This is a genomic window from Sphingobium sp. MP9-4, from assembly GCF_005281675.1.
GTDB classification, from domain to species: domain Bacteria; phylum Pseudomonadota; class Alphaproteobacteria; order Sphingomonadales; family Sphingomonadaceae; genus Sphingobium; species Sphingobium yanoikuyae.
Genome location: NZ_LUFI01000069.1, coordinates 1 through 26,755 on the forward strand (window position 1 = coordinate 1; position 26,755 = coordinate 26,755).

31 protein-coding genes and 2 pseudogenes are annotated in these 26,755 nt (G+C 59.4%); 25 read left to right on the forward strand and 8 right to left on the reverse strand.

Annotation, left to right across the window (positions count from 1 at the left end; translation table 11 throughout):
• Positions 1-87: 87 nt before the first annotated feature.
• A protein-coding gene (locus tag A0U87_RS20620; RefSeq protein WP_086012819.1) for an IS3 family transposase occupies positions 88-1,265 on the forward strand; the annotation gives its coding sequence in 2 pieces (ribosomal slippage) (positions 88-352 and positions 352-1,265; 1,179 coding nt in all).
• 875 nt (positions 1,266-2,140) lie between these two features.
• On the opposite strand, the gene A0U87_RS20625 is transcribed toward A0U87_RS20620, so the two are convergent.
• Together A0U87_RS20625 and A0U87_RS20630 are read right to left on the reverse strand one after the other, a co-directional pair.
• A complete protein-coding gene (locus A0U87_RS20625) occupies positions 2,141-2,383 on the reverse strand; it encodes a hypothetical protein (protein WP_010339352.1) in 243 nt (80 codons plus the stop codon).
• Positions 2,384-2,534: 151 nt separating this feature from the next.
• On the reverse strand, positions 2,535-2,861 hold the full coding sequence (locus tag A0U87_RS20630; protein ID WP_234831478.1) for a hypothetical protein: 327 nt from the start codon (positions 2,859-2,861) through the stop codon (positions 2,535-2,537).
• Positions 2,862-3,205: 344 nt separating this feature from the next.
• Between A0U87_RS20630 and A0U87_RS20635 the strand changes: the two genes are divergently transcribed.
• The 8 genes from A0U87_RS20635 (at position 3,206) to A0U87_RS20670 (ending at position 6,934) form a co-directional block, all read left to right on the forward strand.
• Positions 3,206-4,327: an IS5 family transposase gene (locus tag A0U87_RS20635; protein WP_063976736.1), complete on the forward strand. Its 1,122-nt coding sequence runs from the start codon at positions 3,206-3,208 to the stop codon at positions 4,325-4,327.
• Between the two features lie 357 nt (positions 4,328-4,684).
• On the forward strand, positions 4,685-5,404 hold the full coding sequence (locus A0U87_RS20640; protein WP_137405941.1) for a methyltransferase domain-containing protein: 720 nt from the start codon (positions 4,685-4,687) through the stop codon (positions 5,402-5,404).
• Complete coding sequence (locus A0U87_RS20645; protein WP_137405942.1) at positions 5,401-5,652, forward strand: hypothetical protein; 252 nt, start codon at positions 5,401-5,403, stop codon at positions 5,650-5,652. The genes A0U87_RS20640 and A0U87_RS20645 overlap by 4 nt, the downstream gene beginning before the upstream one ends.
• Positions 5,649-5,966 (forward strand): DUF3175 domain-containing protein, encoded by a 318-nt coding sequence (locus A0U87_RS20650; protein ID WP_137405943.1) that lies wholly within the window; start codon positions 5,649-5,651, stop codon positions 5,964-5,966. The genes A0U87_RS20645 and A0U87_RS20650 overlap by 4 nt, the downstream gene beginning before the upstream one ends.
• 29 nt (positions 5,967-5,995) lie before the next feature.
• Entirely contained in the window at positions 5,996-6,262 is a 267-nt protein-coding gene (locus A0U87_RS20655; RefSeq protein WP_137405962.1) for a DUF2171 domain-containing protein, read from the forward strand.
• A gap of 28 nt (positions 6,263-6,290) precedes the next feature.
• Positions 6,291-6,476, forward strand: coding sequence for a hypothetical protein (locus A0U87_RS20660; RefSeq protein WP_137405944.1), 186 nt, complete (start codon positions 6,291-6,293; stop codon positions 6,474-6,476).
• On the forward strand, positions 6,449-6,682 hold the full coding sequence (locus A0U87_RS20665; RefSeq protein WP_240700606.1) for a DUF2945 domain-containing protein: 234 nt from the start codon (positions 6,449-6,451) through the stop codon (positions 6,680-6,682). Before A0U87_RS20660 ends, A0U87_RS20665 begins: the two co-directional genes overlap by 28 nt.
• A gap of 42 nt (positions 6,683-6,724) precedes the next feature.
• The gene (locus tag A0U87_RS20670) at positions 6,725-6,934 is read left to right on the forward strand and encodes a hypothetical protein (protein WP_240700607.1); all 210 of its coding nucleotides are present in this window, start codon (positions 6,725-6,727) and stop codon (positions 6,932-6,934) included.
• A gap of 114 nt (positions 6,935-7,048) precedes the next feature.
• Here the strand turns inward: A0U87_RS20670 and A0U87_RS20675 are convergent, their stop codons facing one another.
• The gene (locus tag A0U87_RS20675) at positions 7,049-7,234 is read right to left on the reverse strand and encodes a hypothetical protein (protein ID WP_137405945.1); all 186 of its coding nucleotides are present in this window, start codon (positions 7,232-7,234) and stop codon (positions 7,049-7,051) included.
• A 226-nt stretch (positions 7,235-7,460) separates the two neighbouring features.
• Between A0U87_RS20675 and A0U87_RS20680 the strand changes: the two genes are divergently transcribed.
• The 5 genes and pseudogenes from A0U87_RS20680 (at position 7,461) to A0U87_RS20700 (ending at position 10,746) form a co-directional block, all read left to right on the forward strand.
• Positions 7,461-7,757, forward strand: a complete 297-nt coding sequence (locus A0U87_RS20680; protein ID WP_137405946.1) for a plasmid stabilization protein — start codon at positions 7,461-7,463, stop codon at positions 7,755-7,757.
• A gap of 248 nt (positions 7,758-8,005) precedes the next feature.
• Positions 8,006-8,146, forward strand: a complete 141-nt coding sequence (locus A0U87_RS27050) for a four-helix bundle copper-binding protein (RefSeq protein ID WP_276609742.1) — start codon at positions 8,006-8,008, stop codon at positions 8,144-8,146.
• 150 nt (positions 8,147-8,296) lie between these two features.
• Positions 8,297-8,791, forward strand: coding sequence for a transposase (locus A0U87_RS20690; protein ID WP_240700608.1), 495 nt, complete (start codon positions 8,297-8,299; stop codon positions 8,789-8,791).
• A gap of 26 nt (positions 8,792-8,817) precedes the next feature.
• Entirely contained in the window at positions 8,818-9,144 is a 327-nt protein-coding gene (gene tnpB, locus A0U87_RS20695; RefSeq protein WP_240700611.1) for an IS66 family insertion sequence element accessory protein TnpB, read from the forward strand.
• Positions 9,145-9,175: 31 nt separating this feature from the next.
• Positions 9,176-10,746, forward strand: a pseudogene (locus A0U87_RS20700) (IS66 family transposase).
• 114 nt (positions 10,747-10,860) lie between these two features.
• Here the strand turns inward: A0U87_RS20700 and A0U87_RS20705 are convergent.
• On the reverse strand, positions 10,861-11,232 hold the full coding sequence (locus A0U87_RS20705; protein WP_137405950.1) for a PRC-barrel domain-containing protein: 372 nt from the start codon (positions 11,230-11,232) through the stop codon (positions 10,861-10,863).
• 265 nt (positions 11,233-11,497) lie between these two features.
• Here A0U87_RS20705 and A0U87_RS20710 point away from each other — a divergent pair, with 265 nt between their 5' ends.
• The 6 genes from A0U87_RS20710 (at position 11,498) to A0U87_RS20735 (ending at position 18,355) form a co-directional block, all read left to right on the forward strand.
• Positions 11,498-12,262, forward strand: a complete 765-nt coding sequence (locus A0U87_RS20710) for a Crp/Fnr family transcriptional regulator (RefSeq protein ID WP_137405951.1) — start codon at positions 11,498-11,500, stop codon at positions 12,260-12,262.
• A gap of 125 nt (positions 12,263-12,387) precedes the next feature.
• Entirely contained in the window at positions 12,388-15,003 is a 2,616-nt protein-coding gene (locus tag A0U87_RS20715; RefSeq protein ID WP_170978443.1) for a PAS domain S-box protein, read from the forward strand.
• Positions 14,996-15,403 (forward strand): response regulator, encoded by a 408-nt coding sequence (locus A0U87_RS20720; RefSeq protein WP_170978444.1) that lies wholly within the window; start codon positions 14,996-14,998, stop codon positions 15,401-15,403. The genes A0U87_RS20715 and A0U87_RS20720 overlap by 8 nt, the downstream gene beginning before the upstream one ends.
• 253 nt (positions 15,404-15,656) lie before the next feature.
• On the forward strand, positions 15,657-17,033 hold the full coding sequence (locus A0U87_RS20725) for a transposase (RefSeq protein ID WP_137405954.1): 1,377 nt from the start codon (positions 15,657-15,659) through the stop codon (positions 17,031-17,033).
• A 163-nt stretch (positions 17,034-17,196) separates the two neighbouring features.
• Complete coding sequence (locus tag A0U87_RS20730; RefSeq protein ID WP_137405955.1) at positions 17,197-18,090, forward strand: Ku protein; 894 nt, start codon at positions 17,197-17,199, stop codon at positions 18,088-18,090.
• A 4-nt stretch (positions 18,091-18,094) separates the two neighbouring features.
• Positions 18,095-18,355: a hypothetical protein gene (locus A0U87_RS20735; protein WP_137405956.1), complete on the forward strand. Its 261-nt coding sequence runs from the start codon at positions 18,095-18,097 to the stop codon at positions 18,353-18,355.
• A gap of 6 nt (positions 18,356-18,361) precedes the next feature.
• Here A0U87_RS20735 and A0U87_RS20740 read toward each other — a convergent pair whose 3' ends face one another.
• Entirely contained in the window at positions 18,362-18,610 is a 249-nt protein-coding gene (locus A0U87_RS20740; RefSeq protein WP_240700609.1) for a KTSC domain-containing protein, read from the reverse strand.
• A 132-nt stretch (positions 18,611-18,742) separates the two neighbouring features.
• On the opposite strand from A0U87_RS20740, the gene A0U87_RS20745 reads away from it, so the two are divergent.
• The 3 genes from A0U87_RS20745 to xth all read left to right on the forward strand — a co-directional run bounded on the left by A0U87_RS20745 (position 18,743) and on the right by xth (position 23,091).
• A complete protein-coding gene (locus A0U87_RS20745) occupies positions 18,743-19,678 on the forward strand; it encodes a GNAT family N-acetyltransferase (RefSeq protein ID WP_137405957.1) in 936 nt (311 codons plus the stop codon).
• Positions 19,679-19,774: 96 nt separating this feature from the next.
• Complete coding sequence (ligD, locus tag A0U87_RS20750; protein ID WP_137405958.1) at positions 19,775-22,291, forward strand: DNA ligase D; 2,517 nt, start codon at positions 19,775-19,777, stop codon at positions 22,289-22,291.
• Positions 22,288-23,091: an exodeoxyribonuclease III gene (gene xth / locus A0U87_RS20755; RefSeq protein ID WP_137405959.1), complete on the forward strand. Its 804-nt coding sequence runs from the start codon at positions 22,288-22,290 to the stop codon at positions 23,089-23,091. Before ligD ends, xth begins: the two co-directional genes overlap by 4 nt.
• Before the next feature lie 84 nt (positions 23,092-23,175).
• On the opposite strand, the gene A0U87_RS20760 is transcribed toward xth, so the two are convergent.
• Positions 23,176-23,439 (reverse strand): DksA/TraR family C4-type zinc finger protein, encoded by a 264-nt coding sequence (locus A0U87_RS20760; RefSeq protein ID WP_137405966.1) that lies wholly within the window; start codon positions 23,437-23,439, stop codon positions 23,176-23,178.
• 783 nt (positions 23,440-24,222) lie between these two features.
• On the opposite strand from A0U87_RS20760, the gene A0U87_RS20765 reads away from it, so the two are divergent.
• Positions 24,223-25,245 (forward strand): PHB depolymerase family esterase, encoded by a 1,023-nt coding sequence (locus A0U87_RS20765; protein ID WP_346763665.1) that lies wholly within the window; start codon positions 24,223-24,225, stop codon positions 25,243-25,245.
• 7 nt (positions 25,246-25,252) lie between these two features.
• On the opposite strand, the gene A0U87_RS20770 is transcribed toward A0U87_RS20765, so the two are convergent.
• Positions 25,253-25,546, reverse strand: coding sequence for a DUF3253 domain-containing protein (locus tag A0U87_RS20770; protein WP_137405960.1), 294 nt, complete (start codon positions 25,544-25,546; stop codon positions 25,253-25,255).
• 347 nt (positions 25,547-25,893) lie between these two features.
• Positions 25,894-26,094: a hypothetical protein gene (locus A0U87_RS20780; RefSeq protein WP_137405961.1), complete on the reverse strand. Its 201-nt coding sequence runs from the start codon at positions 26,092-26,094 to the stop codon at positions 25,894-25,896.
• Between the two features lie 194 nt (positions 26,095-26,288).
• On the opposite strand from A0U87_RS20780, the pseudogene A0U87_RS20785 reads away from it, so the two are divergent.
• Positions 26,289-26,657, forward strand: a pseudogene (locus A0U87_RS20785) (iron-containing redox enzyme family protein); the annotation flags it as partial.
• Positions 26,658-26,755: the final 98 nt, after the last annotated feature.

The window sequence follows — 26,755 nt, forward strand, 5'->3', positions numbered from 1 at the left end:
GCCGCTGGCGAAGCGGGTTTCGACTGATCTGCCCCCCGCTGAGTGGCCCAGAGACTATGATAGTCTGGACCGCGAAAGGGACATTGAATGCCGAGCAAGAAGCACAAGCCGGAAGAGATCATCGGCAAGCTGCGTGAAGTTGAGATTGTGCTGGCGCAGGGGGCTTCGACCGCCGAAGCCTGCCGTCGGATCGGGGTCAGCGAGCAGACCTATTATCGCTGGCGCAAGGAATATGGCGGGCTGAAGACCGACCAGGCACGGCGGATGAAGGATCTGGAGAAGGAAAACCAACGGCTGCGCCGGGCGATCTCGGACCTGACGCTGGACAAGCTGATATTGCAGGAAGCTGCACGGGGAAACTTCTGAGCCCCGCGCGGCGAAGGCGCTGCATCGATCATATACGACGGGATTTGCCAGTCCGGCTATCCGAGCGACGGATATGCCGGGTTCTGGGGCAGCATCGATCGACACAGCGTAAAGTGCCGCGTGGGGCGGATGACGAACAGGCGCTGACGGAGGACATCATCGCCTTGGCAAAGCAATATGGTCGTTACGGCTACCGCCGGGTCACGGCGTTGCTGCGCCATGCGGGGTGGACGGTGAACCATAAACGGGTCGAGCGGATATGGCGGCGCGAAGGGCTCAAGGTGCCGCAGCGCCAGCCCAAACGCGGGCGTCTATGGCTCAACGACGGATCATGCATCCGCCTGCGGCCTGAGTATCCTGGGCATGTGTGGGCCTACGACTTCGTCGAGGGGCGCACGCATGACGGCCGCAAGTTCCGCATCCTGACGATCATCGACGAGGCCAGCAGGGAATGTCTGGCGCTTATCGTTGCGCGACAGCTCAAACATGAGGATGTGCTGGCGGCCTTGGCGGACCTGTTCATCTCGCGCGGCCCGCCTGCACATATACGGTCAGATAATGGCGCCGAATTTATCGCCAATGCCGTCCAGCAATGGCTGCGGCAGATCGGCGTGAAGACGCTCTACATCGCGCCGGGATCGCCATGGGAGAATGGCTATAATGAAAGCTTCAATGGGTCGCTGCGCGACGAACTGCTCAATGGTGAAATCTTCTACAGCCTCGCCGAGGCCAGGGTGCTGATCGAAGCCTGGCGGCGGCATTACAACACCGTCCGCCCGCACAGCAGTCTTGGCTATCGGCCACCGGCACCAGAAACGGCGACACCGCCATATCCGGCCTCCGGTTCCGCTTCGCTCCACCTCCGTCCGGATATGGCGGCGATGAGCTTAATGCACTAACAAACCAATCGGTCCACTCGGTGGGGGCAGATCAGATGCTCAGCGGAGGAGAGCGGATGCGCAGGTTGCAACGATCGAAGCTCAGCTTATCGACGAGCCCGATCCGTCCATCATCAAAGCTGCTGGTAAATCTCTCAAGACGATCATCGAAGGGGCGATAGGTGGGGCTGCCGGTACAGCTATAGCTGCTACCCCGGTCTGGGCACCCCTGATTTCGATGTTTAGCGGATAGGGAGCGAAAGCCACCCCATGTAATAAGCAGCTAGAAAGCGTAGATAGGTTGATAGTGAGCGATCAACGCCCACCCGGCTAACGCTTTCCGAAGAAACGACCCTTTGCCGCCGTTCAGCAGCCGATTTTTCATTCCCAGATGCGGCCGGCCCGCTTTGCCGATCGGAACGTTCGAGACTGGCCGATTGCAGAATGACGGCTTTCAGCCCGCCGGTGAGCGATAGCTGCCGGTCGGTATAGGAGAGATAATCCTATGCAGTGGTTTGCGGTTAGGCGAGTGCAAGCTCAGCCTAGATCGGGATGAATCAACCTGTCCATCGCCTTCGCAGCGCGTTAAGCATAAAGTTCAGACATCTCACTATATATTTCGCTGACTGCTACCGATTGCGCGGAACATGCGTTTGAATTGCTCGGGAAAGCGATGCACGAGAATGAGATAAGCGATCATGGGTCGTACTCCATCGGGCGCGCGAGGGGCCAGCCCAACGCAACGCAGGTGTTTCCAGCCTCTGGAAATTCGGTCGAAACTCTCGACCGGCGTTCGATTTTTTGGAGAAGCGGCACCGGACATGCTCGGTACCGCTGATCACCAGTCAATATAGGGATCGCGGCGGCACATTATAAGACACAACGTCGGAGGCGCATCAAAATGGTGCCCATAATCGTTCGGCGTCATCGACCGCTTCAAACATGTCGCTTTCAGCCTGCATCTTATTGAGGTGAAGACGCACGGCGTCCGGGTCGCCATGCCGCGGAAATCCTCGATCCGCCTTGGCCGCCCTTGCTAGATCGCCGATCCAGCCGTCTCGGCCGTGCTGACCGATCAGCCAGGTGCCAAAGGCAATGTCCTCAAATGGGTCCTGTTCGATCGCTTCGCTATCCGTCATGGCCTGACCCGTCCCGCCAGTTGCCAGCCCCGTTTCGAAGGTTTGACCATGGGGCGACCACACAGCAGACATGCCGACATAAGCAAGCCATTTTCCACATGCTCCTCGACCGGATCGGGCCGATGCCGGCGCAGTAGATTGTGAAGGATCATCAAGGGGCTCCTGTCCCGCAATGAAGCGGACTTTGTCTTATTGAGGTTGCCTCCGCCACACCCTCTGACACGACATGATTGGCTGGTTCTGCAGGCTCGGCCGCATCTTCGATCAGGAATTCTAGCGCGATCGCTGCATCCTCTGCGCTGAGCAAACGGCGCACGCCGGCTTCGATGTCGGCCGCCTCTACCGCCTGACGGCCCCAGGCCGCAGCCGCGCGCAGGGCAACGGCGCGAACATGGGCGAGCGGCGTCTCGGCCGCCCTCTGGCGGTGCAGGGCTTCTTGCTGCCTGCACATCAAAGCACTATTGAGTGCGATGGTCATGGTCGCCCGTCCGAACGCGCGTGGCGCACCCACAAAGGCACCCAGCGCCACGAGTTCATCGAAGAAGGGGGGCCAAGGAGATCGGAACCATCCGCCGCCATTCCTTCGATCCGGGCCTGGACTTTAGCCTGTTCGTCCCGCTTTTGCGCCTGCTCCAAGTCCTCCAGCTCGATCCGATGGCTCTCCAATCCGCTACCTGTTGGAATGTGGAGCGTCGTCGTGATCTGCCCCCACCGAGTGGACCGATTGGTTTGTTAGTGCATTAACAGGTTGCGGAAAAAGGCTCTTTCCTTGAGCCGCTTGAGGTGATTCAGACGCCTTCAACTGAGGTTGAAGGATTTGAGATGCGGGGCGGCGATTACCGGAGCGAAGGGTTGTTTTCCTACGTGAGCTGCGAAGCTCGGGTTCCGGCCAACCACCCACTTCGGGCGATCCGCGCGATCGTCGACGAAGCTCTCGAGGTGATGTCGGCTGATTTCGATGCGATGTATTCGCGCATTGGCAGGCCATCGATCCCGCCCGAGAAGCTGCTGCGCGCATTGCTCCTGCAAGCTTTCTATACGATCCGCTCGGAGCGCCAACTCATGGAGCAGATGGATTACAACCTGCTCTTCCGCTGGTTCGTTGGCCTGGCGATGGATGCGCCGATCTGGGATGTCACGGTCTTCACCAAGAACCGTGAGAGGCTGCTGTCCGGGGACGTTGCCGCCAAGTTCCTGTCCGCCATCATCAACCAGGCACGCGTGCAGGCTCTTCTGTCCGACGATCATTTCTCGGTGGACGGCACGTTGATCGAAGCCTGGGCCAGCGTGAAGAGCTTCAGGCCCAAGGATGAAGGCGGCCCCGGGAATGACGATGACGGTGGTTCAGTCTCCGGCCATGGCGAGCAGAAAACAGCGCCGAGCAATGCCGGACGCGATTTCCGGGGCGAGAAGCGCAGCAATGCGACCCATGCATCAACCACTGACCCCGATGCCCGCCTGTTCAAGAAAGCGCGGGGCCAGGCAGCCAGGTTGTGCCATATGGCCCATGTTCTCATGGAGAACCGCAATGGCCTCGTCGTCGATGCGATCCTCACCCAAGCGACCGGCACCGCCGAACGCGATGCCGCACTGACCATGCTGGGCCGGATGGAAGGGCGCCATCGGATCACGCTGGGCGCGGACAAGAACTACGACACCGCCGCCTTCGTCGAAGCATTGCGCGAGATGGACGTCACCCCGCATGTGGCTCAGAACAACAGCAACCGGCGCTCGGCAATCGACGGGCGTACGACACGCCATCCCGGCTACGGCCTCTCCCAGAAAATCCGCAAGCGGATCGAGGAAGTGTTCGGATGGGCAAAAACCTGCGGCACGATGCGAAAAACCCGACACCGTGGGCAACATCGCGTCGGATGGTCCTTCACGCTCACCGCTGCCGCCTATAACCTCATCAGACTGCCGAAACTGCTAGCCGCCACCTAGGCCTGCGCCTCACAACGCCCGAGGCCGGTCAAAAACGACCGGCTTCGGGAAGTTACCTCCCGGAATGACTGACGCCGTGGGCTAGAAAACCGCGAAAACGGGGCCAATGGCCGGCTCTGCCAAGCCTTTTTCCGCAACCTGTTAAGAAAAATCATTCGCAACAGCACGAGGTTCGCAACCGCTATCTCGGATGGATGCTTGGGCGTGCAGCCCATGCTGGATCACGAGATAGTCTCAACGCTGGAACAAAAGTGAATCACCCAGGTTAGCTTCCATCCATTCCGGCCCGTTTCGTCGGAACTGGCTTACCGGCAACAGGTTCCTGATCTCAAGCCTATGCCAAGATGAGAGAGCCAGATGACTGACCAGCTTATGGAAACAGTAAAGAACGCATCTGTTTGCGCTGGCGGCCAAATCGCTGCGGAAAATCAGAGTTCTGATTTTAGTCTTTCGATCAGAAATTTCTTCAAGGAGCCACTGGCTGTCGGCTCGGCTTTTCCGGCAAGCCGCTGGCTAGTGCGACGGATGCTAGCACCGGTCGATTGGCGACACGTCAAGCTGCTGATCGAGTTCGGGCCTGGCACCGGGGTCCTCACGCGCTTCGCACTGTCTCGAATGTCCGCTGACTCTGCACTGCTGGCACTCGACACAAATGCCTCCTTTGTGAACCATCTTAGACGTTCCATCCTCGATCCCCGGATGCACGTCGTCGCTGAGCCTGCGTCGAATGCAGCGGCGGTCATCCGGGATCTTGGCTTTCCCGCAGCCGACTATATCGTGTCCGGCCTGCCATTTTCGACACTCGATCCAGCCGAAGCAAAGCGCACCATGCGCGCCAGCCGGTTGGTCCTGCGCCCGGGTGGGATGTTCTGCGCCTATCAGATGCGGCGCTCCATCGAACCGCTGCTTCGCGAACATATCGGCTCCGTCCGTCGCGGCTATGAATGGCGCAATATCCCGCCCTGCCACCTTTATTGGGCCAAGGCCCCCGAGCCGGACCGGAATGCAGATCCATCCGGCCGGAAGATGCTGGAAAGGCGGGATGAGAGCACAGGAAATCAAGGAGAGATGCCATGATGTCTCAGAAGGACAGCGCGGAGAGCCGCGAGGCAAGGAATGACCCGCAGGTCGATACGAATTCGTTGCAATCCGGTGCGAGCGGTGGCGACATCGCGCGCGACATCGGTACCCGCGACGAGGAAAAGACGGCGACGGGCAGTGATCCCGAGCCGACCCGCGCGACCAAGCAGGACAAGCTCCAGCCGGATACCGGCACACGGTCCGATCACGAAGGCGCGCAGGGCAAGCTCGGGGGCCAGCCATGACGCAGCGCAAATGGTCGCGGCGTGTGACCGAACATAGCGATGCGCTCGATCTGGACGAAGGCGTTTTCAAGGAAGACGATCCTAAGGCCATCGCCCTATCCCTCAAGCGATCGGCCGAGCATAGTCGCCGCAGAAAGGGGACCGCGCTCCAGTCCGCGATGGGCATGCTGACCTTCTACATCAATCGCGCCGGCGACAATCTCAGCGCTCGCCGCCGCCGCGTTCTTGAAAAAGCCAAGGACGAGTTGCGTCAGGCTTTTCACAAGAAGCGCAGGCATAGTTCAAGCTGCCCCCCTGCGCGCAAAACAATGTAACTTGAACATCCAAAATGCAGGAGGCGATCATGACAGACCTGACCACCATAGTGGAGCATATGGAAATTATCGGAGCCGACGGCGTCCATGTCGGGACGGTCGACCGTGTCGAAGGCGACAGGATCAAAATGGTCAAGGCCGACAGCGGCTCCCATAGCGATCATCATCATTTCATCTCGACCGGCCTTGTCGCTGCAGTCGAGGACGGCAAGGTGCGACTTTCAGCCAGCGGCGACTCCGCGATCCTGCTTGAAGAAGAGCAGAACGGCGGCGCTATCATGGATGATGACGCCTGACCGGCCATTCTACGTGCGGGAGAGAAACATGACCGACACCGTAAGGAAAAGGCATGAGGACGATGTGCCCAACATGACCGATGACGAACTGATCGACAGCTGGCAGATGGCGTCCAAGGAAGAGATAGACAATCCTTCTCCCTTTCTGCGGTCTGTCATCGACGAGATGACTGAGCGGGATATCCCATGCTCATCGGACCCGAGGGCTTCGTGATGGGAAAGTCACTAAAAGTCGGCGATCCGGTTTCCTGGAAAAGTCATGGTGGGGAGGCGCATGGGACGGTGGTCAAAAAGGCCATAACGCCGACCCATATCAAGGGACATAAGGTTGCGGCTTCTCCCGACAATCCCGAATTCCTCGTTGAAACCAAAACGGGCAAGCGCGCCGCGCATAAAGCCAAGGCTCTCACAAAGGAATGATCATGAGCGATTGGACTCGATGTTCGAAGCGGGGTCGTCATCATGGGCAGCGCCATGAATGACCGGCCTCCGCCATCCCCCCGCCGAAAGGAAAAGGCTGGCCTGCTGATTGCAGGCATCGTGATCCTTCTGGCCCTCTTCATCTTCGTGGGCCGTAATTTCTGGCATGGCGAGGAATTGAAGGAAGAACAGTCCACGGGGGAAAATGTCGCCAACGCGCATACGGGACCATCCTATGATCAGAAACCCTGAGGTCAATTGGCTCACTCGGCCAAGCTCATAGCAGGGCCATAGCTGCTCGATTTCTTGCATAACCGCAGGACCGCTTCGCGTGCGCAACCAGGTTGGCCTTCTTAGGCGACGATCCTATTCTGACTGTGAGAGCGGCAATTGAACTTGCAGCCCCTCTTCATTCAGACGGGCGCGCGCCGCATATTGCTGCGCCATTTCCCAATGCAGCCGTTTCGCCAATGGATCGCTAATCCTTTCGGCAGTTGCGAGCTCCTGGAGTTCACGGTGCCGAAAATAGGCTGCATCGTCATGACCATGCATTGTCATCGCTCCTTATTCCTCTTGTATCGATGCGTCTCCGAATGATTATTCTCCATTACATAGGTCAGTTTATCGCTCTTCAAGCCCAGCATCGTTTCGAGGGCATATCGTTCAATAAAAACGATAACATCGCGTTTTCCTAACCCAGGTAAATGTGTTTCTCCTGCTGGTGACCGGACACGAAAAGGGGAATTGGTGTTGAAAGAGAAAAGAAGAGGAGAGCGGCATGCCCCGCGGAGACAAGTCGAGCTATACGGACAAGCAGAAACGCAAGGCCGAACATATTGAGGAAGGCTATGAGGATCGCGGTGTCGGCCATGAAGAGGCCGAGCGCCGGGCCTGGGCAACCGTCAACAAGGAATCGGGGGGTGGCAACAAGTCTGGCTCGGGCCGCGGCAAGAAAGAAAGCCACGCTTCATCCCGAAAGGGCGGCCGGATCGGAGGGGCCAGTCAAACCCATGAAAAGCGCTCCCAAGCCGCCAAAAAAGGCTGGGAAACCCGCCGCCGACAGGCAAACGGCTGATGTCCATTCACAAGATGATATCGCTGCATCCCGATGTCGGATCGGACTTCAATCCGTTGCTGGCGACTGCGGCTCGCCACGCAATGTTCTGTGCCGAGATGTGCACCTCGTGTGCGGATGCCTGCATCGCGGAAAACATGAAGATGGCGCAGTGCATTCGGTCTTGTCTGGATTGTGCAGACCTATGTGCCGCAACGGGCCGGATCGCTGTGCGACGCACGGGTCTGAATATCGAGGTCGTTGGGCTGATGCTTGAAAGCTGCGCGCGAGTCTGTGAGTTGTGCGCCGCAGAATGCAGTCGCCACGAACATGAGCATTGCAAGCTTTGCGCCGACATGTGCCGGGAATGTGCAACAGATTGCCGTGCTGCGCTCCCTACCGTCCAATGAAAAGATGGGCTTGGCCAACGGGATGATAAACTTGACGCGTCAAGCACGGGAATGATGAAATAGACCTCAGTCGATAGGGCTTAGTATCATCATGTGCCGCAGATGGGTAAGCGGGGCGGCGGCCCCACCTTGCAGACGTAAAGTGTAGCCTTGAGTCTGCGCCTCCTGATCAGGATGGAGGACACTGGTGCTATGACGATGCCATGTGACGATGCTGGCACCAGCAAGGTTCAGCGGTTCGAGGTTTTTACCGGTGCAGGCCAGCGGCGGGACTGGCCGCCTGAAGTGAAGGCCGCGATCATCGCGGAGAGCTATTCCAAGCAGGAGACTGTCTGCGCCGTTGCCCGTCGGCACGGCCTTAGCCCATCGCAGTTGTTCACCTGGCGGCGGCAGTTGCGCAAGCAGATGGAGGCCCGCGGCGTTGCGCTGCCAGTTGCCCCCACGATGGCGCCAGCGTTCGTCCCCGCGGTTATCGAGGAGCCGCCGTCGATCGAACCGGGTCCGGCGAAGCGCCCGCGGAAGCAGGCGCGTGCAAAGGGCAGCGCGGTCGAGCTGGAGATCGAAGGCGTGGCAGTGAAGATCGGCCGTGGCGCCGATGCCGGCGTCATCGCCGCAGTAATCGAAGCCCTTAGGGCGACCCGATGATCGGACCAGGAGTTGGCGCCCGCGTGATGGTGGCGACGCGCCCGGTGGATTTTCGCAAAGGACCGGACGCCTTGGCCGCGTTAGTGAGCGCCGATTATGGCGGCGATGCATTTTCCGGCGTGATCTATGTCTTCCGGGCCAAGCGTGCCGACCGGATCAAGCTGATCTGGTGGGACGGGACCGGCCTGTGCCTGATGGCGAAGCGTCTGGAGCAAGGCGGCTTCAAGTGGCCCGGCATCCAGGACGGCGTGATGCGTCTTTCCGCCGCCCAACTCGGTGCGCTTCTGGAGGGATTGGACTGGCGCCGGGGCCATGGCGGCCGTCGACCGCAGGCCCCACAGATTGCCGGTTGACGTGGCTTTGCTCCACTGATTCACTCTTTCCATGCTCACGCAAGCGGACCTGCCGGAAGACATCGACGCGCTTCGCGCGCTCGTGCTGGAGCAGTCCCGGATTTTGGCGGAAGAGCGGGCCGCAGCTGAGGTCCGACTGGCGGAGCTAAACGTCGCCAAGGGCGAAGCGGACGTCGAGATCGAACGCCTCCAGTCGATCATCAAGGCCTTCATGCGGCATCGTTTCGGCAGCCGATCCGAACAGCTCGATGCCGATCAGCTCCAGTTGGGACTGGAAGATGTCGAGATCGCCCTTGGGCACGCCCGTGCTGCCAGAGAGGCTGTTGCGCCGCGGTCCCGCGGCGATCAGCCCCGCAAGACCAACCGCGGCTCATTGCCCGCGCATCTCGAGCGGATCGAACAGATTGTCGATCTCGACGACAAGGCCTGCCCTTGCTGCAAGGAGCCGCTCCATCAGATCAGCGAAGATGTTGCCGAGCGCCTGGACGTCGTGCCCACCACCTTCCGCGTGCTGGTGACGCGCCGCCCGCGCTATGTCGCTCCTGTGAAGGCGCGATCGTTCAGGCACCCGCTCCGGCGCGGATAATTGAAGGCGGGATTCCGACCGAAGCGCTGATCGCCCAGGTGCTGGTGTCGAAGTATGCCGATCATGTTCCGCTATACCGGCAGGCTCAGATCTACGCCCGGCAGGATATCAGGCTCGATCGCTCCACCCTGGCGGACTGGGTGGGCCGGGCAGCATGGTATCTGCGGCCGCTGCGCGACCGGACCCTTGAGGAACTGCGGCGATCCGAACGCCTGTTTGCCGATGAGACCACCGCGCCGGTGCTCGATCCCGGGCGAGGCAGAACGAAGACCGGCCAGCTATGGGCCTATGCCCGCGATGATCGACCATGCGGTGGCGCAGGTCCGCCGATGGTCGCCTATATCTATGCGGCAGATCGGAAGGCTGAGCGGCCCGACATCCACCTCGGAGATTTTGCAGGCATCCTGCAGGTCGATGGCTATGGCGGCTATACAGCTCTTGCAAAGCGGCGCGGTCAGCAGCTCAGCCTCGCTTTCTGCTGGTCCCATGTTCGGCGTAAATTCTATGATCTCGCCGCCAGTTCTCCGGTCGCGACCGAGATCCGGCGCCGGATCGCCATGCTCTATGCCATTGAAGACGAGGTGCGCGGTTCGGCCGCTGAACAGCGCCGCCTTCAGCGCGCCGAACGCAGCCGCATCATCGTCGAGGACCTTAAGCTGTATCTTGAGGGCCGGCTTCGCCAGATCAGTGCCAAGAGCAAGTTGGCTGAAGCCATTCGCTATGCGACAAGCCGCTGTGTTGGCCTCGTCCGCTTCATCGACGACGGCCGCATCGAACTCGACACCAACACCGTCGAGAGATCAATCCGCCCCTTGGCTTTGAACCGAAAGAACGCGCTCTTCGCCGGCTCCGACGAAGGCGGCGACAACTGGGCGGTCATCGCCACGCTCATCGAAAACTGCAAGCTGGGCGCGATTAACCCCAACGACTGGCTGACCCAGACCCTCACTGCGCTCGCCAACGGCCATCCCGCCAATCGCGTTCATGAACTCATGCCCTGGATCGCCGTGGGCTGAGGCCACCGCTTACGCAGATGGCGGATGCTGACGTGCTACTCATGCCAACGGGTCTACCTGCTATGCCTGAGGACAGAAACGGCCAGCCCGTGAGGGCTGGCCGTTTCCGCTTTCTCAATACGGATAGCCTAACCCATAATAGTCATAGACCTGGCGGCCATAGTTCTGGTCGAACGCCGGTTCGCTGCCGCTTGAATAATGCGGTGCGCTTTCGATCACGCTCTTGTCGAGATTTACGACATAGCCGCCTTGCTCGGTATCATAGGTCAACACGTCCCAGGGTAGCGGGTAATAATCACTCCCTATCCCGAACAGTCCGCCGAATTGCAGGACCGCATATTCGACTTTGCCCGATCGCTTATCGACCATGAAATTATAGATCGATCCCAGCTTCTCGGCGCTGGCATTATAGACATTGGTGCCTTCCACCTTGTTTGAGGCGATCAGGCGATTGGTTTCGTCGGTGTCGATATCAGGTTGCGCCATGGTTTCTCTCCTTCATTGTGGCAGGTCCGCAAAGAACGAGCGAAGGACGCCAGCTTTCCTGATAAATCACGGTGGAGCGTCAGGCTGCCCTCCAAGGCTGATGAGGCGATCCTGATCGAAGAGCTTCGTCGTGATCGTCGTTCATTCAATCGCACGCCATAAACTTAGGTGAAACTTTCTGCGGCCCTCCTGAATTAGTTTTGATCGCCAGCTTTCTTTGGGTTCTGGCGCTGAGGGATAGCATCCTCGCCCCAAGGAGAAAACTATGTCAACCTCAAGCACATTAGCGCCGATGGTCGAAAAGCTGGGCAGTCGTTCGCGACTGAACCTGGCGGAGCAGCAGGCGCTTTCGGCACTCCCACATCATGTCGTTGAATTTGGCCGGGATCGGTATTTCTCGCGGGAGGGTGATCGGGCCACCCATTGCAGCGTGCTGCTTTCGGGCTTTGCGATGTGTCACAAAATCACCGCCAGCGGAGCAAGGCAGGTCATTTCCATCCATTTGACAGGTGATCTTCTCGACGTTCACGATGGGACGGCAGAGACAACCACCTCAAATTGCCAGTCCCTTTCGAGCGCTGCAGTTGCATTGATACCCCGAACTGCTCTGGTTGCGCTCGCTAGAGACATGCCCGCCATCGCGATTGCATTATGGGCCGATATGGGCGCTAACGCCTCCATCCTGGCTGAGTGGTTGCTCAACCTTGGCCGGAGAGATGCCCGGGCGCGCGTCGCCCATCTCATCTGCGAGATGCAATGGCGAAAGGACGCCGTGGCCCACCGAAAATCACCATGTGCGACATGGCCGATGACGCAGGAGCAACTCGCCGATGCGACGGGCCTTACCGCCGTGCATGTCAACCGAACGCTGCAAAGCTTGCGTCGGGAGGGTTTGCTGGCGGCCGAGCCGCGCAAGCTGATGATCCTCGACTGGCCCGCCATGTGTGACGCGGGAGATTTTACCCCGGAATATCTGCAATTTGGAAATCGGGGCCAATCGGGTGGCGAGCGCACTGGCGCTTTTGCTTAAGCAAAGAGCCGCTTCAGCGTTGCGCATGGAAGATATATTCCTGCCCAATTGACACAGTTTCTTTTGTGCAGCGTTTTGACGCCATGAACCCATGCACAAGCTCCTGGCCGCCCGGCCTCAGTCATATGGCATCCCGTGTCCGCGAACATGATTGGGCCAAAACGCCGCTAGGGCCGACCGAAAACTGGTCGCCGGAATTGAAGGCGGCCACAACGTTGGTGCTGGAATCGGGCTTTCCTGCCGCGCTGATTTGGGGCGAGGGTTTGGTCACCATATATAATGACGGGTTCGCGCCCATACTTGGCGACAAGCCGGACGCACTTGGCCGATCATTCGCGGACATCTGGGCGGAGGCATGGGACGAGATTGGCCCTCTGGCCCGAAAGGCCTATGCTGGAGAAGCAACCTATATTCAGGATTTCCCATTAGTCATTGAGCGCTTCGGCCGACCGGAGCAGGCCTATTTCACATTCTCTTACAGCCCCGTGCGGTGTGCGGATGGCCGGGTAGGCGGAATGATCGATATAGTTACCGAGACGAGCGCAGGTGTGGAAGCGCGCATTGCTCTTGAACATAGCGAGGCAAAATATCGGTCGCTGTTTGAATCGATGGGACAGGGCTATTGCGAACTTGAACTGATCCGCGATCGGCAGGGGCGTGCCATCGATCAGCTTTACCTAGAGTTCAACCCGGCATTCGAACGTCTGTTCGGCATCGCGGTCGGCGAGGCGAAAGGCCGCAGGGCAAGCGACATTTTCCCCGACCTTGATGCTGACTGGACGCAGGCCTTCGACAGGGTCGCAAGGTCCGGGCGGGCCGATCGTGTCGAACATACTGTTGGAGACAGATGGTTCGAAGTCTTCGCCTATGCTCGGGGCGGCGACCGCGTGACCGTCCTCTATGAAGATGTGACCGAACGGAAGCGGGCTGAGGTAGCCGTGCGCGAAAGCGAGGAGCGCTACCGCACCATGTTCGAGACCATGGACGAAGGATATCTGATCGCGGATGTGCTTTTCGACGAAACCGGGAAGGCGGTGGACATCGAATATATCACCGCCAATCCCGCTTCAGCCCGCATGGTGGGTGTCGACCTGACCGGCAAACGGCTGCGAGACGTGGCCGACTATGAAGAATATTGGTACGAAATCTGGGGGCGTGTCGCCCTGACCGGCCAACCCGAACATCTCGAGCGCTATGCGTCGCCCGAAGGGATCTGGTATGATTTTCATGTCTACAAGTTCGAGCCGGACAATACACAGAGCCGGCGCGTCGCGGTCCTCTTCTCCGATGTGACGCGGCGCAGGCTCGCTGAAGAGGCCTTGCGCGAGAGCGAGACGAGGCTTCGGAAATTCGGCGAGGCGTCACAGGATGCCTTATGGATCCGAGATGCCGAGACATTCCAGAGGGAGTATCTGACCCCCGGATTCAGCGTGATCCATGGGCTTGACCCGGAACTGGCCCTGCAAGGCGACAATATGGCCAACTGGCTCGACCTGATCGTCGCGGAAGATCGGCCTGAAGCCATTCGGCATATTCGGCAGGTTGCCGAGGGTAAGTTGTCGACATCCGAATATCGCATCCGTCGCCAGTCGGACGGCCAGATACGTTGGTTGCAAGACACCAGCTTCCCTATCCAAGATGCCGCTGGAAGGACTGTACGCATTGGCGGAATCGGGCGGGACATTACTGTTTTAAAGCACACGGAGGCAGCGCTGGCTGCTGCGGAGCAATGGCAGCGGACATTGGTTGAGGGCATTCCCCAACTGGTCTGGCGCGCTGTCGATGGTGGTGAATGGACATGGGCGAGCCCGCAATGGGGAGAGTTTACAGCGCAGACCGGAAGTGAGAGCCATGGCTGGGGCTGGCTCGAACCACTGCACCCCGAGGATCGAAAAGCCGCGCAAAAGGCTTGGTCGCAGGCGCTGGAACGAGGTGGGCTGGATGTCGAATGTCGCATCCGTCAGGCAGAGGATGGCGGCTATCGCTGGTTTCGCACCCGCGCAAGTCCGGTGCGCAACAGCGAGGGGGAGATCATCGAATGGTTGGGTACCTCGACGGAGATCGATGAACTTCGCAGGCTCAAGGATCTTCAAAAGACGTTGCTCGCCGAACTTCAGCATCGTGTCCGCAACATTCTGGCGGTGATACGTTCTATGGTACGCCGATCGAGCAAGGCTGAGCTATCGCTTGACGATTATGTGCAACATCTGGACGGACGGTTGAATACCCTTGCACGAACGCAGGTACTCCTCACACGCGCCGTTGGTGCCCGGGTCGATCTCGAGGATCTGATCCGCGATGAATTACTTGCCCAGGCGGCTGATGACGACCGGCTGGCACTTGCAGGGCAGGAAGTGCCGCTTGGCCCGAAGGCGGCAGAGGTTTTGTCGTTGGCGATCCATGAGTTGACGACCAATGCGGTCAAATATGGGGCGCTGTCTTCATCATCCGCCACGCTGACGGTTTCCTGGCATGTGGAGGATAGACAGGGCTCCCGATGGCTCAGCCTGACGTGGTCGGAGCAGGGGGTCGGCGTCGCAAGCGCTGCCCCGCGGCGAGAAGGGTTCGGCACAGAACTGATAACACGTCGCATCCCCTATGATCTCAAGGGTGAAGGCCTGCTCGAAATGCGGCCTGGCGGGGCTTTATGCAGGTTAGCGTTTCCGCTTACCAATGATGCTAGTATTCTTCAGACCGACGCTCATTCGAGCGGTGGAGTTGGGGTGGAGCGAGATGAGTGAAGTCGACCAAAAAGGGCAGGATCTGGCTGCTCTTTCCGTGCTCATCGTCGAGGACGAATATTTTATCGCCGCAGAAATGACTGAGCTTTTGCAGAAAGCGGGCGCAACCGTCGTCGGCCCTTTCGCGACTGCGGGTGAAGGGTTGGCGCAACTAAATCAGGTCATGCCGGACTGTGCCCTCGTCGACATTAATACAGGAAACGGACCGTCCTTTGAACTGGCCGACGCGCTGGTCTTGCACGGCGTCCCCTTCCTGTTTCTCACCGGCTATGACGCTGGCACGGTGCCAGACCGATTTAGCAAAATCGCGCGAATCGAAAAGCCAGCGGATGAGCGGGAAGTGCTTGCGGAACTCATCGAGCTTCGCCCCATGACAATCAGAGCGCCTTTGTCGGGTTGAGGTGAGGATGACCGAATTTAACCAGTATTTTAGAGCTTCCCAATCTGGAAATAGCGCTCCCTTCGCGCAAACTGGTAAACGGATCCGCAGAGACGTTCTTCGAAGATTGCAGGATGAAAAAGCGGACTGACCGGTGTTGAGAACGAAAAATTTGTATCTGAGGGTCCGCAAAGGGTCGATAGTGTTGAAAAACCCGGCCTTGCAGTAATGGCGCGGTCCTGATTCACTGGCCTTGTCGTTAGGAGACAGGCTCATGATGGGTGATCGGACGGTGATGCAGGAGGCGCTGTTCTACAGCTTCAGCCTGGAAGATCATGTTCCCCAGAGCCACCTGTTGCGGGCGGTGGATCGTTTCGTGGATCTGGACGGTATCCGGGAGAAGCTGCGGCCATTCTATAGCGAGACGGGCCGGCCCTCGATCGATCCTGAACTGACGATCCGGATGCTACTGATCGGCTATTGTCTGGGAATCCGGTCTGAGCGGCGGCTGTGCGAGGAAGTGCATCTCAATCTGGCCTATCGCTGGTTCTGCCGCCTCGGTCTCGACGGATCTGTGCCCGATCACTCAACATTCTCGAAGAACCGGCACGGCCGTTTCCGGGACAGTGATCTGTTACGGCAGTTTTTCGAGATGACCGTCTCGCGCTGCATCCAGGAAGGACTGGTCGGTGGCAAAGGCTTCGCCGTCGACGCCAGTCTGATCAAGGCCGACGCCAATCGCCAGCGCGGCGTTCCCGGCGATGAGGGGCTACCGCCGGATATCGTCAATCATGCTGTTCGGGAGTATCTGGAGGTGCTCGACGAGGCGGCCTTCGGAGCGGCATCGCCCGTCACGCCCAAATATCTGTCGCCGGCTGATCCAGCGGCACGCTGGACCGGCGCCCATGGCGGGCAGGCCTTCTTTGCCTACAGCACCAACTACCTCATCGATCTGGCGAATGCCGTGATCGTCGATGTGGAGGCCAGCACCGCCATCCGTCAGGCTGAGGTAACGGCGCAGCGAACGATGATCGATAGGACACAGGAGCGCTTCGGCATCTGGCCCCAGCGGTTAGCTGCCGATACCGGCTATGGCGATGCGGCTAATCTTGCCTGGCTCCTCCATGAGCGCGGTATCGAGCCGCACATCCCCGTCTTCGACCATGCAAGCCGCAGGACCGACAGCTTCCAGCGCACCGCGTTCCGCTATGACCACCGGAACGATCTCTATGTCTGTCCCGGCGGCAAGCACCTCGTCCAGCACCGCAGGGACTATGCCAGCCCACGGCCCGGCGTCGATAGGGATGGCTTCATGCGCTACCGCGCCAGTCAGCGCGACTGCCGATCCTGCGCCCTCAAGCCCCAATGCTGTCCCGGCCAGCCCGCGCGCAAGGTGATGCGATCAATCCATGAAGGCGCGCGCGATCTGGCACGGGATCTGTCCCAGACCGACGCCTATGTCACATCCCGGCGCGAGCGAAAGAAGGTCGAAATGCTGTTCGCCCATCTCAAGCGCATCCTGAAGCTCGATCGCTTGCGCCTACGAGGACCAAATGGCGCAAAAGATGAGTTCCACCTCGCAGCCACAGCCCAGAACCTGCGCAAGCTCGCGAAACTCATCCCGATCCAGCCGCCTATCGTTCCAGCGTGACACCTGGAGCCGACTGAGCCCCAACGTCAGAGACTGACAATTACCGACTTCTTCAACACTAGCGACCAAAACTCGTCGTTGGCGGCGGTAAATTGAGCTGCCTTCGGGCGTGGGAACGCTGTCCACCGGAGAAAGTTATCGTGAACACGAGTTGGAGACGATCATGGCTGCACGACCTTATTGGAAAGGCCAGATAAGGCTGGCCTTGGTTTCGATCCCTGTCGAAATCTATTCGGCGACCAAGAGCGGCGCGACCATCGCGTTCAATCAAATTCATGAGCCGTCCGGCAAGCGCATTAAATATGAGAAGGTCGTGCCCGGCATTGGCCCCGTCGATCTGGATGAGATCGTCAAAGGCTTTGAATATGCCAAGGACGAATATGTGCTGCTCGATGAGAAAGAGATCGAGGGCGTCAAGCTTGAGAGCAAGAAAACGCTCGAGCTGACACAGTTCGTCGATAGCCACGACATCGATCCGATCTATTTCGAAAAGCCCTATTATGTCGTGCCGGCTGACGACCTGGCCGAGGAAGCCTTCATCGTGCTGCGGGAGGCGCTCCGCCGCAGCCGGAAGATCGGACTTGGCCAGCTAGCGATGCGTGGGCGGGAATATGTCGTCAGCATCAAAGCCTGCGGCCGCGGAATGGTCATGGAAACCCTGCGTTACGCCGACGAGGTCAACAAGGCGGCCAGCTATTTCCGCGAAATCGGCGATGCCGATCCCGATGATGAGCTCCTCGATCTCGCCACGACCTTGATCGACAAGAAGACCGGCAAGTTTGACGCCAACGATTTCCATGACCGCTATGTCGATGCCCTCAAGGATCTGATCGAGCGAAAGAAGAAGGGAAAGACTCTCAATATCGACGCGGACGATAGCCAAGGTGACCCGCGCGGCAGCAACGTTGTCGATCTGATGGCTGCACTCAAAAAATCGCTGGGCAGCGGTGGTTCCAAGCCCGCTACGAAGAATGTGCCTGCCAAAGCGGCAGCCAAGAGCGCCAGTAAGAAGCCGGCAGCGAAGACCCCAGCGAAGACGACGTGCAAGCGGGCGTGATCCGATGCCGGAGCGAAACCCCACTGCGTCCGGCAGCGACGATGATGGTGATGATGCTTTCGCAGAGGGCGCCATCACGCTGTGGAGCAACCTGCTGGCGCTGATCGGCACGCACTTGCTCGAAACCGGTATGCCACGTCAGGAGGTGCTCGATATGCTGACGATGCTGCACGAAACCAATGAGGAAACCTTACGATCGCCCCGCGCGCGCGCCATTGCAGGACAGCATCTGATGTCGGTCTACCGGGTGCTCGGAGAAGCCTGACGGCCCTTAATCCGTCGGACCAAAATGCCGGCGCTCTGGGTCGCGACGGCACGCGAACCGCCCCCTGATCTGTTCGTTGAAAAATGTCCCCACCGAGACGGCTTTGCACAGTTCGTCGAAGATGATGGCAGGCACGTCATAGTAGAGATATTTGCCGGTCTGACGGAACGAGATGCACAACGTGTGCGCCTCATCATCGAACGTGACACGCTCGATCATCGAAGACTTGTTGAAACGGCAGGCGCGCATCAGCATTCAGCGAAAGAACCAATGTCGCGTTCCCTTCCGGCAGACAAGCCGAATCAGAAACAAGGCCGGATGAAAGTCTCACGCCGAAATGGTTTCGGCACGGCATGAACCGGGCGCCAGCGAAAGGGTTGTCGTAAGATGACAGAGGTGGCGATCGACGAAAAACTGCGCGACATGGCCAAGCATCGTGGCCTCAAGCTCGTGAAATCACGCAGGCGCAAACCCGGTGTCGGAGACTATGGCAAGTTCGGGCTGACCGATGCAGCCGGCAAGCCGTTGCTCGGCATCGGCGCACAAGGGCTGGAAGCGTCGGCGCAAGATATTGAGGCCTATCTGCGGGCCGGTGCCGCCAGCACCTGGAAGGCGTCGGCGGAAAGTACTCCGGCCAGACCAGTATCGACAGCCCGACCCGCAGGCGGCAAAGATGGCGGCGACCAGGATCTGGTATCGGCCATCCCGCCGGGCGCAAAACGCAGGTCTGGAGAACAGCCAGAAACTCCAGGCAGAGGATATTCAAAAGATCGCAGAAAAGCCGAAGAACCGCCAATAGATCGGCATAAACACGCGGCCAAAGCGGCTGCGATTGTCAGCTCAGTATCTCGCCCAAACGATCGCCGCTCCGACCCTGCGCCGGTGCCCGAACCGAAACTGCTCATCCGCCCCGCAAAGGCAGCCGACGCGGAAGCGCTTGTCCTGTTGGTGCGCCAGCTGTCCGCGGTAAAGCTGGACGAACTCGGGGTCGCCCGGAACCTGAAAGCAGCGCTCAAGGCGGAGGCCGGCATGGCCGTCGCTGAATTCGGAGAAGTCGTCGGTTGCTGCGCCTGGGCCGTCATACCCACGATCCAGCACGGGCTGGTCGGCAGACTGACGTTGCTGCTAGTTGCGCAAGCATATCGAAGAAAGGGCATTGCCACCGCTTTGGTAGATGAAGCCGTGACGTCGCTACGCAAGGCAGGTTGCACGCGGCTTGAAGCGATGAGCGACATCGATGTGAAAAATGCCCACAATTTCTTCCGGACATTGAAGTTTGAGCAGACAAGCTACCGGTTCGCGCGATCAATCGCCCCCGAATGATCGAAGTCCAGTTTAGCAGCGCTTGTCAGGCCTGCGCGACGCAGGAACGAGTCATGGCATCCGCGAATTAAGGGAGCGAAGGAATCCGGGACCAACATGCCGAACGTTCAGACCAAGAAGGAGGACAGGCTCGCCACCTACCGCGCCAAGCGTGATTTCGCGCGCACCGCCGAACCCTCCGGGGCGACACAGCCCGCCGCCGGCAATGGCTTTGTCGTCCAGAAACATGCCGCGTCCCGTCTACACTATGATTTCAGACTGGAGCTGGACGGCGTTCTCCTGAGCTGGGCCGTCACGCGCGGGCCCAGTGCCAATCCGGATGACAAGAGGCTGGCTGTGCGGACCGAGGACCATCCGCTCGACTATGCCCGGTTCGAGGGCACCATCCCCAAGGGCGAGTATGGCGGCGGCACCGTCATGCTGTGGGACAACGGAACATGGGAACCGATCGCCGGCAAGGATCCGCGTACGACCCTGCCCGAAGGTCACCTCCATTTCACTCTCCATGGGCGCCGGATGCAGGGCGAATGGATCCTTTTTCGTCTGAAGCCGCGCGGCAGGGAAAAGGCCGAGAACTGGATATTGCGCAAGGTAAACGATGCCTTTGCCGGCGGCTCGGACGATCTGATCGGGCTCCACCTGACCAGTATCGACAGCGGCCGCACGATGGAGGAGATCGCTGCGGGCAAACCGGCTGCAAGATCGAAGGCCAAGGCATCGCCGGCGGCTCCAGCTTCAGCCAAGGCGCAAGTCAGGAAGCCTGCCAGGGCGACGAAGCGCAGGAAAGCTGGCCGTATCCTGCCGCCGTTCCAGCCCGTGCAGCTGGCGACTCTTGTCGACCATGTGCCGCCGGGTGATCGCTGGCTGCACGAGCTCAAATATGACGGATACCGCACGCTGCTTGCCATCGGCAATGGCGAAGGCCGCGCCTACACGCGCTCGGGGTTGGACTGGTCGGACCGGTTTGCCGGACTGATCGGCGACGCGGTCACGCTCGATGCTGAAAGCGCCTTGATCGACGGTGAAGCGGTCGTGGTCTTGCCCGACGGCAGGACCAGTTTCCAGGCTTTGCAGGCAGCGCTCAAGAACGACCCGAACGCGATCGATTATTTCGCATTCGACTTGATCGAGCTCAACGGCGAAGATCTGACGAAACGGCCGTTGCTGGAACGCAAGGAGCTTCTCGCCGCGCTGATCGGCGAGGGCCAGGGCCATCTGCGCTATTCCGACCATATAATCGGGCGCGGCGAGCAGCTTTTCGACAGTTTTTGCGCTGCGGGACTGGAGGGCGTCATCTCAAAACGCACCGACGCGCGCTATTCTGGCGCGCGCTCGGGGACCTGGGTCAAGACCAAGTGCATCCGCCGCCAGGAGTTTGTCGTCGTCGGATGGACACCCTCGGACAAGCAGCGGGGCTTTCGCGCTTTGCTGCTGGGAGTGAACGAGAAGGGCGTACTGCGATACGCAGGGAAGGTTGGAACTGGGTTCACGGGCGACGAGATCAAGCGCCTAATGGTGTTGATGACGCCGCTCGAACAGAAGACCGCAACCGTGGAAGCACCCCGGGCTGCCGTGCGCGGCGCCCATTGGATCAAACCGAAGCTCGTCGCCGAGGTCGCGTTCATCGAGTTTACCCACGAAGGCGTATTGCGCCATTCGAGTTATCTGGGCCTTCGAGAGGATAAAAAGCCCGAAGCGGTTGTGGTCGAAACCGAAACGCCGGTCGGCGATCTGACCGCTCCGGCCGCTACCAGTACCGTCAAGATCAGCAATCGCGAGCGCGTCATCTTTCCCGAGGGCAAGCTCACCAAGGGGCAACTCGCTGACTATTATGAAGCCGTTGCGGAGATCATGCTGCCCTGGAGCGGCAGCCGGCCGATCAGTCTGGTGCGCTGCCCGCAAGGGCGAGACAAGAAATGCTTCTTCCAGAAGCATGATGCCGGCAGTTTTGGTGACGAGATTAAGCACGTCGCGATCCGCGAGAAGGATGGGCATGACGAGCCCTATCTGTTCGTGGACACGCCCGCTGGACTTCTGACCTGCGTCCAAATGGGCACGATCGAATTCCATGGCTGGGGCGCTCGGATCGAGGACGTCGAGAAGGCCGACCGGCTTGTGTTCGATCTCGACCCCGATGAAGGCTTGAAGTTCAAAGATGTCGTCTCGGCTGCTTTCCACCTTCAGGACGTGCTGGGTCAGATGGGTCTCGCAACCTTCCCGATGGTGACCGGCGGCAAGGGCGTTCATGTCATCGCGCCGCTCACGCCGACTGCGCAATGGCCAGTGGTCAAGGATTTTGCGCACCGCTTTGCCATGGCCCTGGAGCAGGCAGACCCCGATCGGTTCACTGCGGCCCTGGCCAAAGCCAAGCGTACCGGGCGCATCTTCATCGACTATCTGCGCAACCAGCGCGGCGCCACTGCCGTCATGCCGTACAGCGCGCGTTCGCGCCCTTTTGCGCCGATCGCTGTGCCGCTCAGCTGGGAGGAGTTGCGTGATCTGGGCAGTCCGGCCCACTGGCATATCGGCGATGCCGCCGAGATGGTGAAGCGAGCAGGGTCCAAGGCACTCGCGCAATGGGGCCGTGCCGACCAGATCCTGCCAGACCTGTGAAGATCGCCACCTATAATGTGAACGGCGTGAACGGCCGTTTGCCGGTCCTGCTTCGCTGGCTGGCCGAGGGCGAGCCGGACATCGTCGTGCTCCAGGAACTGAAGGCGCCGCAGGAGAAGTTCCCACAAAGCGAGTTTCGTGATCTTGGCTATCAGGCCATCTGGCATGGCCAGAAGAGCTGGAACGGCGTCGCGATCCTTAGCCGTGTCGGCGAAATCCATGAGACCCGGCGCGGACTGCCAGATGACCCCGATAGCAGACAAAGTCGCTATATCGAGGCGGCGGTCAACGGCGTGCTGGTCGCTGGCCTCTATCTACCGAACGGAAATCCGCGTCCCGGACCGAAGTTCGATTATAAGCTGCGTTGGTTCGACCGGCTGATCGATCATGCCGCGGCGCTAATAGGATCGGGAGCTCCGGTGATACTGCTCGGCGATTTTAATGTCATGCCAACCGAGCGAGATGTCTACAAACCCGAACGCTGGCTCGACGACGCCTTGTTCGTGCCCGAAGTTCGGGCGGCGTTTTTCCGGCTTCTCGATCAGGGCTGGACGGATGCACTTCGCACTATCCATCCGTACGAGACGATCTACACTTTTTGGGATTATTTTCGGAACGCCTACGGCCGAAATGCGGGCCTGCGCATCGATCATCTGTTGCTCAGTCCAATGCTGCGCGACCGGCTCGTCGATGCGCAAATCGATGCTCATGTGCGGGGTTGGGAGAGGTCTAGCGACCATACGCCGGTGTGGGTCGAGCTCTCCGACAAGAAGGTTCGACGCCGTACCTCAACGCCATGATGCGGCAAGGCGGTGGAGCGATTGTCCGTGATCCCACCCATCTGCATTCTAACCGCCCGCCCGGCCGGCAAACTCTGCGGCGGATTATCTGAGCTGACTATCCTTGCTGCCTCGGCGATTGATACCGACGGAACGGACAGTTGCGTCACGTTTCGACTGGCACGCAACGCATGTCCGGATGCCGGGCAAGGCCTGCCGGCGGCGCTCGGGAATGTCCTCGCCGCAATCGTGGCAATATTCCGCGCTTTCGCCGACCGGCATCATCGTTCGCGCGCGCTGAACAGCATCATTGATCGTATCGTCGATCTGATCTTGCACCGCGCCATCGGGTGCCCAACCATTTGCCATCGCGTTGACCTCCAGATCCCCAAATGGCGTTCCGGTGCCCTCAGTTCCAGGCATGTGAAATGCTTAATCGATTATGAGTCTCTTTTTGTGATCATTATGGAAATTGACCATGGGAGATCGAGAATTGATCGCTACCCGCACGGACAAGCGGTATGTGCGGCGAGACAATGAAGGTAGGTTCAGCAAGTCTGACGATGTCGGCAAATCGCTCGCAGCACATGTCCGTCGACCTGCCAAGACGGAGGAGAAGCCGGGGAAGAGCGATTGCGGCGGCCAATAGCGTCGCCGGCGCTATTTCGACCAGGCATCAGGGGTCATAGGACGGATTGCTCTATCGATGGCCGCGGCCCTTCGCGTGCGCCATTGCCGTTGTGTACGGGGGGCATCGTTCCACCAACCGGGAACGCGCTCGCCTGATCCGCGCGTGGCGCGATCAGCCGCTAACACCGCTAAGCTTCTGCTCGCTCCTAGCGTTTCGCGATTTCCGTGGCCAGAGGCGCCTCCTTCAGCGCGCCTACAGATATATTGCTCTCGACGTCGGAAAGAACAGGGGCATCACGCCTTGCAAGCCAATCGAACTGCTCCATATTGTGCGGTGCAGCATAGCCAAATCTTCACAAGTTGTACGGCTACTGTTGCAGGATAAGAGATTTTCGCGTGACGAGATTATCCGCTACAATCGCCCGACTGGCAGCAATGCGAGCCATTCATCCGATCCAACCTGTTGTCGGTAGTCCCGGCAGGTTGGCACACTTTGATGCGTTTGGAACTAACCCCGGCGCGTTGAGCGCCAAGATATATGTTCCCGATCAGATAGCTGAAAAACCGGCGCTGGTCGTCGTATTGCATGGCTGCGCGCAAAACGCCGCAGGCTATGATTGCGGCTCGGGCTGGTCACAATTAGCGGATGAACATGGCTTCCTGCTGCTATTTCCGGAGCAGCAGCGCGCAAACAACCCCAATCTTTGTTTCAACTGGTTTTCTCCCGCCGACAATGCCCGCGATCGAGGCGAGGCGCTGTCTATCCGAGAGATGATCATGGATATGGTGGATACCCATGGTGCTGACCCGTCCCGTATCTTCGTGACCGGTCTTTCCACAGGGGGCGCAATGACCTCTGTCATGCTTGCCAGTTACCCGGAATTGTTCGCAGGCGGTGCGATCATCGCCGGCTTGCCGCACGGATCGGCGTCCAACATCCCGCAGGCGCTTGAAGCGATGCGCGAGGCGGGAGCCTTTAGCACGAAGGATCTGGGTGACCGGGTCCGTCGCGCGTCGAACCATGATGGCCCTTGGCCACGCATTTCAATATGGCATGGAAGCGCCGACGCAACGGTCAGCAGCACCAATGCGGACGCAATTCTTGCTCAATGGCTGTCAGTCCACGGTCTCGAGCCGGCGCCGGACGCTTTGGAACAGATAGCCGGCCATCGTCGGCGCGCCTGGAACGACGCAGCCGGACGCCCGCTTATCGAAGATTATCGCATTGCCAATATGGGCCATGGCACGCCACTGGCCACGACCGGGCGGGATGCTTGCGGCATGGCGATGCCGCATATGCTCGAAGCGGGTATCTCATCCACGCGCCGGATCGCATCATTCTGGGGTTTGCTGGAGACCCGGACGGAGCGTAAATTTGCGCAATCGGGCGGAGAAGCCCAGGAGGGGACATCCGCTCTGCCGGTAGCAAGGATAAGCCGGTTGGAAGCGTTGCCCTCCGAAGCCTCACGCCCTACAGTTTCAGGGACAGCAGGAGTGGAAAAAGTCATCCACGACGCGCTGCGCGCCGCCGGCCTCATCCGGTGAGCGGGTCTTATTTCGCGGGTTGCGCGCGGCGGATCCGATAGGGACCGTGGCGTGACGCCATGACCTTTCCTTTCCAGCTCAGCTCGACCACCCCTTCGGCCCCTAGCTGATCGATTGCGGCGTGGACGACCGGCATCGCTACAAGCCACGACGGCACTTTCGGATCGGCGCACGCTTTACGGGCAACCATCCTTGCGACCTCGCTTGGACAGATTGTTGCTCGGTCCGTGCGGCGGTCGAGCAACTGTAACACGGCGTTGCGCGCATCTTTTTTCCGGTGAAAGGCAATTTCGGAGGTCATGACCGGTTAGAGCCCGATTTCTTCGAGTGCCGATGCGACCTCGGAGGCCATGGCTTGGTCGGATTTGGGCGTCAGGCGATTGAGTGCAGTACGCAGTCTCTGTTGCGCAACTTGTAATGTCTTTGCCGCACGTCGCGCATGACATTCGTTTGCCACGATCGGCTCTCGCCTAGCAGCGCCGCCCATTTCGCTTCTTCTGCTGCCAGGATCGACAACGCCAACCTTAGACCGTCCCGGCGCCATGTGCGTAATCCGGTTCCATGCCTATCACTCAAAATTTCACGTTCCGTGCATCTACAACACGTAAATTTTACGATCGGCTCCCCCCAGCACTATGAACCGAGGTGTCAGTAGCCCGCGTTTTTTTGACGTAAGGTCTGTACTGCTTTGACGACTCCGTATCCGATGGCGGTCAGCAGACCGAGCTTTACCACAGCACCGACAACGCGAGGCGTGAAGTAGCCGATGACGGCGCCCTTAGCGCCGCTGTCGCCGTCTTGCTGATCCAGTTTGGATCCTACGACCGCACCGATGATTTCCGTGATCATATCCTGTTCCCCTGTTGAGTTTAGGGGAGCGCGCGACATCGCTCGAGGTTCCACCTTCTTGTCCGCTTCATAAAAGGCAGATCGCCGACGTCAGCATGATTTCCGGCTTCGACTGATCCTGATCAATGTGATTTTCAGGAACGCCTGCTCGCCCTCCCGGATTATTCCGCCATTATCATTCGAAAGGACGGGATGTGGCTACGCAGCTGAACGCTGACAGATCGCAATTTTTGCGGCAGGATTTTCAGGAGGCACTGAGCTGCTGGAATCGGAAAAGGCTATCCCCCACCTTCCCGACGGCTATCTCTGCCGAACGCTTCGAGGATGATCGGCGCATGCTGCGGCTGGAGATTGGATTTCTTGAGGAGTTGCGGCAGGAAGTCAGCGCTGAAGCGCGCAAGGCACCGACCAATCCCGATGGGTTCATTTCATGGTTTGAGGATCTCAAGGCGATCGGGCCTGGACAGCATGACCGTCTTTTCCCATGGCTTGCCGAGCGGGCGAACCGGGATGAGATGCGCTGGTTTCTATCGCAGGAAGCCGCTGGCGAAGCGGGTTTCGACTGATCTGCCCCCCGCTGAGTGGCCCAGAGACTATGATAGTCTGGACCGCGAAAGGGACATTGAATGCCGAGCAAGAAGCACAAGCCGGAAGAGATCAT